Source organism: Paracidovorax cattleyae (assembly GCF_900104515.1).
GTDB lineage: Bacteria > Pseudomonadota > Gammaproteobacteria > Burkholderiales > Burkholderiaceae_C > Paracidovorax > Paracidovorax cattleyae.
Window position 1 is genome coordinate 17,930 of record NZ_FNJL01000015.1, and the last position, 13,065, is coordinate 30,994.

Consider the following 13,065-nt stretch of genomic DNA (forward strand, 5'->3'; position numbering starts at 1 on the left):
GGCCTGAGCCTCCGGAGCGCATTTGGCTGCAGGCGCGAAGTTTCGCTGCGGATTGCGGCAAATCGCTGCAAAACCCGTCAGTTGGAAAACACTTGATTCAAAAATAACAGGGACGGCACAAAAAAAGGTCGGGTGGCGCGGCAGAACCGTTGCGTCCCACCCATACCCGTCGGTCCGGCGCTGCGTTGCCAGGTCATGGGTGCTTCACCCTGGTTAAGCAGAATTCCTTACCAGGGTTTCTACGGCAGGCTGACTACAATCTCACACCCTAAAACGCCGGCCCGTCATGGAGCACCCGCTCCCTGGCGAGGTCCGGCAGCCCTTCACAGAGCTGGAGACCCCTTGATGTCCGATACCCCCCCGGTCAACGCCACGCCTGACAAACGCGCCCTGCTGCGCCAAGCGGCCCTCGAATACCACGAGTTTCCGAAGCCGGGAAAGATCGCCATCGCCGCCACCAAGCAGATGGTCAACCAGCACGACCTGGCGCTGGCCTACTCGCCAGGCGTGGCCGCACCCTGCGAAGAGATCGTCAAGGACCCCGCCGCCGCCTTCCGCTACACCGCGCGCGGCAACCTGGTGGGCGTGATCTCCAACGGCACGGCCGTCCTCGGCCTGGGCGACATCGGCGCGCTGGCCTCCAAGCCTGTCATGGAGGGCAAGGGCGTCCTCTTCAAGAAGTTCGCCGGCGTCGATGTGTTCGACATCGAGATCAACGAGAAGGACCCGGCAAAGCTCGTCGAGGTCATCGCCGCGCTGGAGCCCACCTTCGGCGCCATCAACCTCGAGGACATCAAGGCCCCCGACTGCTTCTACGTGGAGCGCGAGCTGCGCAAGCGCCTGAACATCCCCGTCTTCCACGACGACCAGCACGGCACCGCCATCACGGTGGCCGCGGCCATGCTCAACGCCCTGAAGGTGGTGGGCAAGGACATCGGCGAAGTGCGCCTGGTCACCTCGGGCGCGGGCGCCGCGGCGCTCGCCTGCCTGAACCTGCTGCTGAAGGTGGGCCTCAAGCGCGAGAACGTGTTCGTCACCGACCTGGCCGGCGTGGTCCATGAAGGCCGCACCGAGCTGATGGACGAGGACAAGATCCAGTTCGCCCAGAAGACCGACGCCCGCACCCTGGCCGAAGTCATCGAAGGCGCGGACGTGTTCCTGGGCCTGTCGGCCGGCGGCGTGCTCAAGCCCGCGATGGTGGCCAGGATGGCCGCGCGCCCGGTCATCTTCGCGCTGGCCAACCCCAATCCGGAAATCACGCCCGAGGACGCCCATGCGGTGCGCGGCGACGTGGTCATGGCCACGGGCCGCACGGACTACCCGAACCAGGTCAACAACGTCCTGTGCTTCCCGTACATCTTCCGCGGCGCGCTCGACTGCGGCGCGACCACGATCACGCTGGAGATGGAGATCGCCGCGGTGCACGCCATCGCCGAGCTGGCCCAGGCCGAGCAGAGCGAGGTGGTGGCGGCAGCGTACGTGGGCGAGCCCCTGGCCTTCGGCCCCGAATACCTGATCCCCAAGCCGTTCGACCCGCGCCTGATGATCAAGATCGCGCCGGCCGTCGCCCAGGCCGCGGCGGACAGCGGCGTGGCCCAGCAGCCCATCGCCGACATGGACGCCTACCGCGACCACCTGCAGACTTTCGTCTATGCCTCCGGCACGATGATGAAGCCGATCGTCAATGCCGCGAAGATGGCCGCCAAGAAGCGCGTGGCCTATGCCGAGGGCGAGGAAGAGCGCGTGCTGCGCGCGGCGCAGATCGTGGTGGACGAGAAGATCGCCCGCCCCACCCTGATCGGCCGCCCGGCCATCATCGCCCAGCGCGTCGAGAAGTTCGGCCTGCGCCTGAGGGAAGGCGTGGACTACGACGTGGTGAACGTCGAGAACGACCACCGCTACCGCGACTTCTGGCAGACCTACCACCGCATGACGGAGCGCAAGGGCATCACCGTGCCCATCGCCAAGATCGAGATGCGCCGCCGCCTGGCGCTGATCGCCTCCATGCTGCTGCACAAGGGCGAGGTGGACGGCATGATCTGCGGCACCTGGGGCCATACCGCACACCACCTGAACTACATCGACCAGGTGATCGGCAAGCGCGCCGGCGTGAACACCTACGCCTGCATGAACGGCCTGCTGCTGCCCGACCGCCAGGTCTTCCTGGTGGACACGCATGTCAACTACGACCCCACGGCCGAACAGCTCGCCGAGATCACCGTGATGGCGGCCGAGGAAATGATGCGTTTCGGCATCAAGCCCAAGGCCGCGCTGCTGTCGCACTCCAACTTCGGCTCCAGCAGCCAGCCCAGCGCGGTGAAGATGCGCCAGACGCTGGATCTGCTGCGCGTGCAGGCTCCCTGGCTGGAAGTGGACGGCGAGATGCACGGCGACGTGGCACTGGACGCCGCCCTGCGCACCCAGGTGATGCCGCACAGCACGCTGGCCGGCAGCGCCAACCTGCTGGTCCTGCCCAACATCGACGCCGCCAACATTTCCTACAACCTGCTCAAGACGGCGGCCGGCGGCGGCATCGCCATCGGCCCGGTGCTGCTCGGCGCGGCCGAGCCGGTGCATGTCCTCACGGCCAGCGCGACCGTGCGCCGTATCGTCAATATGACAGCCCTGACGGTGGCCGACGCCAATGCCGCACGCTGAACCGCCCGGCCATAGCGAGCGCTAACTTAAAAGCGCCATGTCCCCCTCCGGCGCCTGCCCATTTTTTGGGCAGGCGCTTGCTTTTTGGGGGTCTTTACGTCACACTACTGGCTCGAAATTTCGGGTAAACCCGCAGTTTCTGAAAGGTGTAGTTGATGCTGAAGGCCATCGCCATCCGGGCGTACACGGCAGGTATTGCATACGCTCTGGGTGCCGCGTTCGTTCTGGCCCCTCTCACGGGGGAAGCCCGGAATGCTCCGTCCCCGGGCGGAACCGACACCATCGCATTGGCCGAACTTCCCCCGCAAGGACGCGCCACCTTCAGTCTCATCCGCGAAGGCGGCCCCTTCCCCCACGACAAGGACGGCAGCGTCTTTGGCAACCGGGAACGCCTGTTGCCCCCGCACAAGCGGGGCTACTACCGGGAATACACCGTCAGGACGCCGGGAGCGAGCAACCGTGGTGCACGGCGGATCGTATGCGGCGGCACTCCGCGCACGCCGGACGCCTGCTATTACACCAGCGACCACTACGCGAGCTTTCGGAAGATCGTGGAATGACTTGGCCTCCGAGCCCAGCGGGCAGGAGCCGATGCACTGAACGATCGCAGGCCTGCCGACTCTTTTCCCGAGAAACCGTGCCATCCGGGCGGTTTCCGGCGATATTCCTCATTGGTGACTACATAAAGAAAGAGCAGCGGAGATGGAAATGCCACTTCGTAACGACCAGGAAAACCCACTGCGCGGCGTGCGCCCGAACATCGTGCAGTCGATCCGGGCCTTCCGCGTGCAGGATCTGCAGGCCTCCGCCCAGGCGCTGGGCCAGCACTTCCTCTATGCGAACCTCGCGCACGCGCAGACCAAGCAGGACGTCCTGGAACTCATCGCCAGCCAGTTCATGTTCCCCGCGCATTTCGGCAAGAACTTCGATGCGCTGTACGACTGCATGACCGACCCCTTGCATAAATCGGGCCCGCAGCCCGGCTTCATCGTGGTGCTGGAGCAGATACCCACGACCGTGAAGTTCGACAAGGAAGCGCGCGAGCAGCTCCTGGACATCTTCCGTGAAGCGGCGGACTATTGGGGCGACCGCAAGATAGCCTTCCGATGCTTCTATTCTTTTCTGTAGCCCGTTCTGCATCCACCAGCCAAGCAGAACGGGCGAACGAGGCTAAAGAGGCCGCCGCGGAGCCCATCCAGATCGCTCTCGCCCCAGGCGCCGAGAAAATGCCCACCGACAAGCTCGTGGACGTTTCCCCGCTCGCGCTGCGCATGAGCAGCCCGTTCAATGCGGGGTACTGGCTCGCTGCTGCCTGACATTCGGCTCTACCCCCTGAGGCGCTAACGCACCTTCCCCCTTCTCTCTACGCGCTTCGCGCTACGGGAAGGGGGACGACACCAGCGCGGCGGGGCGGCCCTTGCGCGGTGTCTCTGGCCTGGGCCGCGCCGGTTTCCAAGCGCAGTGACAACACCTTGCGGCGGGGTAACTAGAACAGGACTTCAAGCGCAGGCCTGCGCCAGGGCCACGTAGTCGGCCACGGGGACTTCCTCGGCGCGGCGCTGGGTGTCGAAGGTGCCGGTGAACTGGCGGGCTTCGAGCCAGCGGCCGAGGGTGTGGCGCAGCAGCTTGCGGCGCTGGCTGAAGGCCACCTGCACGAGTTCCTCGAGCAACTGGGGCACGACCGGCGCGGGGGTAGCATGGGGCACCATGCGCACGACGGCGCTGTCCACGCGCGGGGGCGGGTCGAAGCTCTCCGGCGGCACGAAGAGCACGTCTTCCATGGCGTAGCGCCATTGCAGCATCACCGAAAGGCGGCCATAGTCGCTGGTGGACGGTTGCGCCACCATGCGGTCGATGACCTCCTTCTGCAGCATGAAGTGCTGGTCTTCGACGACGCCCACGTGCTCTAGCAGGTGGAAGAGGATGGGGGTGGAGATGTTGTAGGGCAGGTTGCCCACGATCCGGATGCGGGGCGTGCCCAGGTGCGTGGCCACGGCGGAAAAATCCACCTTGAGCACGTCGGACTCGATCACGTCGAGCTGGCCATGGCCGCGCAGGCGCTGCGCAAGGTCCCGGTCCAGCTCCACCACCGTCAGGCGGCCGAGCCGCTCGACCAGCGGCTGCGTGAGCGCGGCGAGGCCCGGGCCGATCTCCACCATCGGCTGGCCGGGCGCCGGCGCGATGGCGCGGACGATGGCGTCGATGATGGCATGGTCGGCCAGGAAGTGCTGGCCGAAGCGCTTACGCGGGATGTGCTTCATTGCGGCGCGTCGCGGTATTCCACGTAGGCGCGGGCACGGGCTTCCTGGGCCCAGTTGGTGAAGGCTTCCTCGAGTTTCTTCTCGCGCACGGCATCGCGCACCACGTCGCGCTGCTCGCGCTGGGTGAGCTTGGCCTCGCGCCGCTCCAGCAGCTGGATCAAGTGCACGCCGAAGCGCGACACGACGGGCTGGCTGATCTCGTCCGGCTTGAGCCCTTCCACCGCCTCCTCGAACTCCGGCACGTAGCGGCCGGGGCCGGCCCAGCCGAGGTCGCCGCCCTGCTTGGCGCTGCCGTCCTGGGAGTGCTCGCGCGCGAGCGTGGCGAAATCGGCCTGGCCCGACAGGATGCGGCGGCGGTACTCGGCCAGCCGCTCCGCGGCCGCGGCCTCGGTCAGCTGCGGTCCGGTGCGCAGCAGGATGTGGCGGACATGGGTCTGCAGGGCCGTGGAGGGAATGCCCGCGCGCGAGCGTTCGACCACCCGCAGCACGTGGAAACCGGCGGGCGAGCGCACCGGACCGGCGATGCCGCCGACGGGCACCTGCTGGACGGTCCGCAGGAAGAGGTCCGGGTAGCGGTCGGCCGGGCGCAGGCCCAGTTCGCCGCCGAGGGAGGCCTCGGGGGCGTCGGAGAGTTCACGCGCCACCTTGGCGAAGTCCTCGCCGGCCCGCACGCGGTCGGCGGCCTGCTGCGCGCGCTGGCGGCGCTGCTCCACCACGTCCGGGGTGGCGTTCTCGGGCACGGAGACGAGGATGTGTGCGAGGTTCAGTTCGATCTTGGACGGATCGGACATCGCGGACTGCTGCTGGTCGCGCATGTACTGGTCCACGTCGAGGTCGCTCACGCGCACGCGCGATTCGACATCGCGCTCGCGCAGCCGCTGGATCAGCAGCTGGTTGCGCAACTCGCTGCGGAAGCGCTCCGGGCTGATGCCGTCGGCCGCGAGGCGGCGGTGCATTTCGGAGATGCTCACGCTGTTCTGGCGGGCCACGGACTGCTCGGCCTGGGAGACGGCGTAGTCGTCCACCTTGATGCCGCCCTCGGCGGCCATCTGCACCTGGATCTTCTCGTTGATCAGGCGCTCGAGCACTTCGCGGGCGATCACCTGCCGCGGCGGCCGCTCTCCGCCCTGGGCGGCCAGCTGGTGCTCCACGCGCGCCAGGCGGGCCTGCACCTCGTTGTTGGTGATCGGTTCGGTGTTCACGACGGCGACGATGTAGTCGGCCTGCCGGGCCGCTTCGGCGCCACGCGCGGAGGGGCCGGGGTCCGGCAGCGTGATCTGGGGGGCGGCGCGCAGCGATGGCGAGGCCGCCGGTGCCGACAGCCCCGTGCCGCCGGGCACGCGCAGTCCCTGCGCCCCCGCGGGCGCGACGGAAACGATGGCGGAGGCGAAGCCCGCGAGGCCCAGGATGAATGCTCGGTGGTTCATGGAAAAGCGTCGGATGCGGATCGGGGCGATGGGTCTTGGACGGTGGCCGTCAGTCGTAGTTCGTGAAACGGCTCGGCGCGGGCACCGGCTCGCGCAGGTACTGGTAGCGCGGGATGTTCTGCTTGAGCGTCTGGATCGGATCGGATCCCAGCGAGAGCCGGGAGAAGCCCACGAACTCGATCTGGAAGAGCAGCCGGGTGGTGGCCGTAGTCACGCTGCTCTGCAGGCGCTCGAGCACCACGCGCCCGATCCAGCAGCAGCTGTCGTATTCGAAGCCGATCACCGTGTCCACGAGCTTGCGGTCCTGCAGGCTGTAGTTCAGGCGGCCGACGGAATACCAGCGCCCCCCGCCCTGCCCGCGGCCCGGGCCGAGGTTCTGTCCCTTGTCGCCCCAGAGGTCGTTGATGGGCCACTGCCAGCCCACGTCGATCTGCTCGCTGGTGCCCCGCTGGAAGCGGTAGGCCGCGTTGATGACGCGGTAGTCGCTGGGGTTGTAGCGCGCGCCGACGGTGGACCGGATGGAGCGGCCGGTCTTGGGGTTGTACTGCACGGTGGAGTCGAAGCCCCACTGGCGCGTCCAGTTGATGCCGGCACCCAACAGCACGTCCGACAGCCGCTCGCTCACGGGCGCCTCGCCCGGCATGACCACGTTCTGGTCGCTGAAGCGCAGGCGCTGGGCGATGCCGAAGCGGGCCGCCTCGCCGCCGTCGTCGGGGTCCAGCAGGCGGGTGGTGACGCCCAGCGTGAGCAGGTTGTTGTCGGCGATGCGGTCGTTGCCGCTGTAGCCGTTCTCGGTGTAGATGGTCGCGAAGTTGAAGTCGTTCGCCGCCGTGTCGTACACCGGGATCATGCTCTGGTCGCGGTACGGCGTGTAGGTGTAGAAGGCCCGCGGCTCCAGGGTCTGCACGAAGTTGCGGCCGAAGTAGCGCGCGTCGCGCTCGAACACGAGGCCGCTGTCCAGGCTGAAGGTGGGCAGAGCGCGCGATGCCGTGCGCCGCCCGGTCGCCGTGAGGGCACTGTCGAAGTCGTACTGCGTGGCGTGGAACTGCACGCGCGGCGTGACGAACCCGCCCGGCGCCAGGAACGGCCGGCTGAACTGCGCCATGGTATAGCTGCGGCGGGCATTGGGCTGGCCGGTGAGCGCACGGTCCGCGCGGAAGTCGGTGTAGTCGGCCTCGACGCTGGCGTCGAAGCCGCCGGGCAGCGACGACGGCGTGTAGCCCCAATGGATCTGGGGCATGCGGTCGTAGGGCGGCACGATGGGCGCGTTCACGTCCTGCAGTACCTGCCACTTGAGGGTGCGCAGGCTCAGCGACATGTCATAGCCGCCCCAGGACAGGGACGCATCCGCCGGCAGCAGACGCTGCGTGAGCTGGCTGATGCCGCCGTTGGTCCGGGTGCTGAAGTCGCGCCAGTAGTTGTCGTCGCTCACGCGCGTCGCATCCACGTTCAGGCCGATGCCGCCGATGCCGGTGTCGAAGGTGCCGCGGTGCTTCAGGCCCAGCGCCCAGCGGTCGCGGTTGCGCAGCCGGTCAGAGGGCATGTAGTCGCCCCGTATCTCGCCGTTGTAGGTCGGTTCCAGGTAGCGGAATTCGCCGCTGGTGCTGACGCCACGCTTGGACATGACCGTGGGCGTGATGGTGGCATCCCGGTTGGGCGCGATGTTCCAGTAGTAGGGCTGCGAATACACGACACCGCTCACGCTGTCGATGCCCACGGTGGGCGGCAGCAGGCCGGTCTTGCGCTTGTCCGACAGCGGGAACGTGAAGCTGCCGGGCACCGGCAGGACGGGCACGCCCTGGAACTCCAGCACGCCCCCTTCGGCCGTGCCCACCTGTTCGGCGTTGTCGATCTTGATGCTGCGGGCCCGCACGATCCAGGCCGGCTTCCAGGTGGACTCGTCGTCCTTCTGGCAGGTGGTGTAGGTGGCTTCGTGGACCACCGCGCGGTCGCGGTCGATGAAGTCCACGCGGCGCGCGTCGCCATAGGCGCCGTTCGCGAGGAAGCGGTAGCTGGCGTCGTCGAAGAACCCCGAGAACGCGTCCACCTGCAGCTCGAGCACCGAGCCCTCGTACACGTTGCCGGCGCGGTTGATGCGCACGTTGCCGCGCGCCTTGGCGAGGTCGTCGGGCACCGCGTAGTCGAGCCGGTCGGCGTGGATGATGGTGTCGCCGCGCCGCAGCTCGGCGTTGCCCTCGACGGTCGCGTTGATGTCGGGCTGGCCGGAGACGTGGTCGCCCCGCACGAAGATCGGCAGCTTCGGCCGCACGTCCTCGGGAATCCTCTCCTGCAGCAGCGGGCTGGACCGCAGGGCGGGTGTGGACTCGGCCGTGGGGCCGGATTCGGTCTGCGCGAGCGCCGCCAGCGGCAGGCCGCACACCATCCAGGCGGCCAGGCGGGCCAGCGCCCGCTGCTCGAACCTCGGGGGTTCGGCACGGCCCCGGCGGCGGGCGGACAGGCGGGAATGCGTCGGTCGGAAAGGATCGGGCAAGGAAGAAAGGTCCATGGATTCAACCGGTCGGCGGCGCGCCCGCTCGGAGCGGGCACCGCAGGCCACCCGGACGGGAGAGGCCGGGTTTGTAAAATCGGATTATCCATGAGCCACCCCCGTCCCCTTCCCCCGGCTGCCGATGCCGGAGCCCACGCCGTCGCGTGGCCCGATCCCTCCCGCCGCGCCGCCTTCGACGCATGGCTGGCTCCGCTGGCAGTTGCGCACGGCCTGGTGCCGTCCAGCCTGCGCCCCGCCTCCGCCGATGCGAGCTTCCGCCGCTACCTGCGCATCGATGGCATGGACGGCGCGAGCCGCATCGTCATGGACGCCCCGCCCGACAAGGAGGACTGCCGCCCCTTCGCGCACGTGGAGCGGCTGATGGCCGAAGCGGGCCTGAACGTACCGCGGATCCTCGCCTGGGACGAAGCCCATGGCTTCATGCTGCTGTCCGACCTGGGTCGCGAAACGGTGATCGAGCGCCTCGACGCCGCGCGCCCGGCCGACGCCCACGCCTGGTACCTGCAGGCCACCGACGTGCTGCTGCAATGGCAGCAGGCCTCGAAGCCGGACATGCTGCCGCCCTATGACGCCGCGCTGCTGCGGCGCGAACTGGCCCTGTTTCCCGACTGGTACCTGGTGCGCCACCGGGGCGTGTCGCTGGACGACGGGCAGCAGGCGACCCTGGCACGCGCGTTCGACGCCATCGTCGCGGCCAACCTCGCCGCGCCTTCGGTCTATGTGCACCGCGACTTCATGATGCGCAACCTGATGGTGCCGGCCGAGGCCGGCGCGCCCCTGGGCGTGCTCGATTTCCAGGACGCCGTGTGGGGCCCCGCCACCTACGACATCGCCAGCCTGCTGCGCGATGCCTTCATCAGCTGGGACGAGGATTTCGTCATCGACATTACCGTACGTTACTGGGAGAAGGCCCGGCGTGCGGGCATTCTCGGCAGCGGCAGCGCTTCCGGCTGGGGCAACGACTTCGGCGAGTTCTACCGCGCGGTCGAATGGATGGGGCTGCAGCGCCACCTGAAGGTGGCCGGCATCTTCGCGCGGCTCACGCTGCGCGACGGCAAGCCCCGTTACCTGGCCGACACGCCCCGCTTCATCGGCTACATCCGCTCCACGGCCGGCCGCTACCGCGAACTCGTGCCGCTGCTGCGGCTCGTGGACGCCATCGAGGGCACCGAGGCCGTGGCCGGTTACGCCTTCGGCCGGGTCTGAAGGGATGGCCGCCCCGCCGCATTCCCCACTCCATCACCAGCAACCACCGACGACGCCAGCGTGAACATTCCCCGCTTCCATTGCCCCGAGCCGCTGTCCTGCGGAGCCTCGCTGGCCCTCCCGCCTGCTGCCGCGCGCCACGTGCAGGTCCTGCGCCTGCAGCCCGGCGACGCGATCAGGCTGTTCGACGGACGCGGCGGGGAGTACGCGGCCACGGTGGCGCGCATGGGCCGCTCCGATGTCGAAGTCATGGTGGGCGCGCACGCCCCGGTGGAGCGCGAGGCCGGCCGCAGCGTCCATCTCGTCGTGGGCATGCCGGCCAACGAGCGCATGGACTGGCTCGTGGAGAAGGCCACCGAACTGGGCGTGGCGCGCATCCAGCCCGTGGCGGCGGCCCGCAGCGTGCTCAAACTCTCCGGAGAGCGGGCGCTCAAGCGGCAGGCGCACTGGCAGGCGATCGCCGCGGCGGCGTGCGAACAGTGCGGACGCAATCGCGTGCCGCTCGTGGAAGCCCCCGTGCCGCTGGCGGACTGGCTGCGGCAGCCTCCCTTGCCCGATGCAGCGCGGCTGGTGCTGTCGCTGCGCGAGGGCTGCCGCCCGCTGCACGAAGCCGCGGCGGGCGCTGCCTGCGTGCAGGTGCTGCACGGTCCGGAAGGCGGCCTCACGCCGCACGAGGAAGACCTTGCCCTGGAGCGCGGTTTCCTGCCCGCCAGCCTCGGCCCCCGCGTGCTGCGCGCCGAGACGGCTTCGGTGGCGGCGCTTTCGCTGCTGGCGTGCGCATGACGGCGGCGCGCATGGAACCCACCGCCCCGATCTCAGGAACCGAGACCCCCTGGGCGGATTTGGTGGATGCCGATGTCCTCTTGTCCGGCGGGCCGGAAGAGTCGGCGGGCGCCCTGTTCGACTTCTTCCGCGACTCGGACGCCGCCACGGACGATCCCCTGCTCTGGCACATCGCGCGCGAGCAGGAGCTGTCGCAGGCGCTGAGCGGGCTGTTCCACGGCCCCGCCGCGCTGGTGCAGTTGCGCCTGTGGGCGTTCCTGCAGCTCGCCCGCCAGGGCGAGTCGCAGCTGCCCCGCGAGCGCATCGATGAACTCTTTCACGCGCTGCGCCCCGAGGCGCTGGACACCGTGCTCAAGCGCTTCCGCGACGTGGGCCTGCTGGCCTGGGACGACAGCCTGCGCGCCTATGCGCTACCGCCCCTCGCGCAGCGCGTGGCCGGCCTGCTGGCGCCGCTGGCCAGCGGCGACACGGCCGGGCAGGACGCAGAAGGCGGCGAACTGGCCGCGCTGCTCGGGCAGGTGGTGGGCGCGAACCAGCTCGGGGCACTCGACGCCGGGCAGCTGCAGATGCTGCAGGCGCAGCTCACCCGGCTGCACGGCGAGTTCGCCGACGCGATCGCGAGCGGTTCGGAGTTCCGGCTGCGCGCGGCGCGCCAGCGCTACGACCGCGCGGCCGTGCTGATCGACCGGGCGTCCGACGCCATCACGGCCATCATCGGCCATGCCCACGGGCACATCGCCATGGAACGCGCGGCCCGTGCGCTGGGCCAGGCGCAATCGCGCCTGCTGGCGATGGCCAGCCAGTTCAACCGCGCACTGCAGCAGGTGGACCGCCAGCGCGTGACGCTCGGCACCACCGGCATCACCAGCACCGACGTGAAACGCTGGCTGCAGACGCTGCGCCAGCCCGCCGCGCTGCTCGACACCGCGCTGGCCGTGCCGGTCGGCCTGTGCGCCCTGGCCCCACACGAACTGCTGGACGTGACCGAGGCCGAGTTCGAGCGCGACCGCCCCACCCAGGGGCCTGCGGAAGACCTGCCCGGCGCCCAGGAAGCGCCCGCCGGAACGCTGGCCGCCGTGGCCCTGCCGCGCGAACTGGGCGATCTGTCCGACCTGCTGGCGGCCTGGATGCTCGAAGCGCCGCCCGGAGAGGAGCCCCGCGCCCCGCGCGACGTGGCCGCCGCGCTGCTCGGCGCGGAGCCTCATTCCGCCCGCTATGCCCAGGTGGCCTACAAGGCCCAGCTGCTGCCGCTGCTGGGCGACCCCCAGGCCGGCGTGCTGCCCGGCGCCACCGGCGCGCTCGCGCGCCAGCCCTGGCGCGTGGAGTGGGAAGCCGCCATCCAGGCGCTGGACCACCCGCAGGTGGAACTGGTGAGCCGGGGCCGGCTGGTGCCCGCGGACTCTCCGCCGGACACCGCCGGCTGAAGCCGCGGCCCGCTGCCTGCCCCGTTTTTCGTTCGCTTTTCCTGACTGCCTTTTTTCGGATGGACCGCTGCCCATGGACGACGCCGCCCTGCTGATCGCAGAACTCCTCACGCGCCGCTGGCTGCCGCGCAGCCACCCGCGGGTCAAGCGCGCGCTGGTCGATGCCGAACTCTTCGCCCAGATCGAGCAGCGCCTGGCGCAGTCCGGCCTGCGCTTCGTGGACAGCATCTATGCCGACCACGTCAGCCTCGCCCTGCTGCAGCCCGCGCAGAACGCGGTGCTGGGCGAAGGCGCGCTCAACGCCAACAACAACCTGGACCTGCCGCGCGACGCGCAGGCCCTGCTGGTGGTGCTCTGGGCACTCATCGTGCTGCCGAAGCGCGAGCGCCAGACCAGCCGCACCGAAGCCGAAGGCGACGGCCAGAACGACTTCTTCCCCGGGGCCAAGCCCCTGCCCTCCGCGCGTCTCGTGAGCCCGGTGCTGTCGTACAAGACGCTGCTGGAGGACTATGGCAACCAGCTCGGCAAGAAGCTGCGCCTGGACGCCAACCTCAAGCTGCTGGAGCGCCACGGCTTCATCACGCGGCGCCAGGACGAGATCGGCGAAGGCCCGCTGCTGGACGTGCTGCTCGACTACGACGTGCTCGCGCCGCGCATCCTCGACGGCGCCCTGGCCGACGTGCTCGCTGGCGAGCGCGCCGCGGCACCGGCGGCGCCGGACGCTGCTGCCGACGCAGCAGCAGCCCCATCTTCCGGGTCCGAGACCCTCACGGCCTGAACGGGCCTCTCCACCCGCC

General features: G+C 69.3%; 10 protein-coding genes. 7 read left to right on the plus strand and 3 right to left on the minus strand.

Annotated features, from left to right (window positions below):
* Positions 1-345 precede the first annotated feature (345 nt).
* The 3 genes from BLR05_RS13685 (at position 346) to BLR05_RS13695 (ending at position 3,786) form a co-directional block, all read left to right on the plus strand.
* Positions 346-2,658, plus strand: a complete 2,313-nt coding sequence (locus BLR05_RS13685) for an NADP-dependent malic enzyme (RefSeq protein WP_092835086.1) — start codon at positions 346-348, stop codon at positions 2,656-2,658.
* A gap of 155 nt (positions 2,659-2,813) precedes the next feature.
* On the plus strand, positions 2,814-3,218 hold the full coding sequence (locus tag BLR05_RS13690; protein WP_092835088.1) for a guanyl-specific ribonuclease: 405 nt from the start codon (positions 2,814-2,816) through the stop codon (positions 3,216-3,218).
* Positions 3,219-3,360: 142 nt separating this feature from the next.
* Entirely contained in the window at positions 3,361-3,786 is a 426-nt protein-coding gene (locus BLR05_RS13695; RefSeq protein ID WP_092835090.1) for a barstar family protein, read from the plus strand.
* A gap of 371 nt (positions 3,787-4,157) precedes the next feature.
* Here BLR05_RS13695 and rsmA read toward each other — a convergent pair whose 3' ends face one another.
* From rsmA to BLR05_RS13710, 3 genes are read right to left on the minus strand one after another with little or no spacing between them, the layout of a single operon-like run.
* Complete coding sequence (gene rsmA / locus BLR05_RS13700; RefSeq protein WP_092835092.1) at positions 4,158-4,919, minus strand: 16S rRNA (adenine(1518)-N(6)/adenine(1519)-N(6))-dimethyltransferase RsmA; 762 nt, start codon at positions 4,917-4,919, stop codon at positions 4,158-4,160.
* Positions 4,916-6,346, minus strand: a complete 1,431-nt coding sequence (locus BLR05_RS13705) for a peptidylprolyl isomerase (protein WP_092835094.1) — start codon at positions 6,344-6,346, stop codon at positions 4,916-4,918. Before BLR05_RS13705 ends, rsmA begins: the two co-directional genes overlap by 4 nt.
* 49 nt (positions 6,347-6,395) lie before the next feature.
* On the minus strand, positions 6,396-8,852 hold the full coding sequence (locus BLR05_RS13710; RefSeq protein WP_092835096.1) for an LPS-assembly protein LptD: 2,457 nt from the start codon (positions 8,850-8,852) through the stop codon (positions 6,396-6,398).
* 90 nt (positions 8,853-8,942) lie between these two features.
* On the opposite strand from BLR05_RS13710, the gene BLR05_RS13715 reads away from it, so the two are divergent.
* The 4 genes from BLR05_RS13715 to BLR05_RS13730 all read left to right on the plus strand — a co-directional run bounded on the left by BLR05_RS13715 (position 8,943) and on the right by BLR05_RS13730 (position 13,046).
* Positions 8,943-10,061 carry an aminoglycoside phosphotransferase family protein gene (locus BLR05_RS13715; RefSeq protein ID WP_092835098.1) on the plus strand — a complete coding sequence of 373 codons (1,119 nt, stop codon included), beginning with the start codon at positions 8,943-8,945 and terminating at the stop codon, positions 10,059-10,061.
* Between the two features lie 66 nt (positions 10,062-10,127).
* A complete protein-coding gene (locus tag BLR05_RS13720; protein ID WP_092835266.1) occupies positions 10,128-10,844 on the plus strand; it encodes a 16S rRNA (uracil(1498)-N(3))-methyltransferase in 717 nt (238 codons plus the stop codon).
* Positions 10,841-12,268, plus strand: coding sequence for a hypothetical protein (locus BLR05_RS13725; protein WP_092835100.1), 1,428 nt, complete (start codon positions 10,841-10,843; stop codon positions 12,266-12,268). The genes BLR05_RS13720 and BLR05_RS13725 overlap by 4 nt, the downstream gene beginning before the upstream one ends.
* Before the next feature lie 73 nt (positions 12,269-12,341).
* The gene (locus BLR05_RS13730; protein ID WP_092835102.1) at positions 12,342-13,046 is read left to right on the plus strand and encodes a hypothetical protein; all 705 of its coding nucleotides are present in this window, start codon (positions 12,342-12,344) and stop codon (positions 13,044-13,046) included.
* The last annotated feature ends 19 nt before the right edge of the window (positions 13,047-13,065 follow it).

Bases quoted from the DNA above. Each gene is read 5' to 3' on its own strand.
- BLR05_RS13685 (WP_092835086.1), top strand. From the start codon at position 346: ATGTCCGATACCCCCCCGGTCAACGCCACGCCTGACAAACGCGCCCTG.
- BLR05_RS13690 (WP_092835088.1), top strand. From the start codon at position 2,814: ATGCTGAAGGCCATCGCCATCCGGGCGTACACGGCAGGTATTGCATAC.
- BLR05_RS13695 (WP_092835090.1), top strand. From the start codon at position 3,361: ATGGAAATGCCACTTCGTAACGACCAGGAAAACCCACTGCGCGGCGTG.
- rsmA (WP_092835092.1), bottom strand. From the start codon at position 4,919: ATGAAGCACATCCCGCGTAAGCGCTTCGGCCAGCACTTCCTGGCCGAC.
- BLR05_RS13705 (WP_092835094.1), bottom strand. From the start codon at position 6,346: ATGAACCACCGAGCATTCATCCTGGGCCTCGCGGGCTTCGCCTCCGCC.
- BLR05_RS13710 (WP_092835096.1), bottom strand. From the start codon at position 8,852: ATGGACCTTTCTTCCTTGCCCGATCCTTTCCGACCGACGCATTCCCGC.
- BLR05_RS13715 (WP_092835098.1), top strand. From the start codon at position 8,943: ATGAGCCACCCCCGTCCCCTTCCCCCGGCTGCCGATGCCGGAGCCCAC.
- BLR05_RS13725 (WP_092835100.1), top strand. From the start codon at position 10,841: ATGACGGCGGCGCGCATGGAACCCACCGCCCCGATCTCAGGAACCGAG.
- BLR05_RS13730 (WP_092835102.1), top strand. From the start codon at position 12,342: ATGGACGACGCCGCCCTGCTGATCGCAGAACTCCTCACGCGCCGCTGG.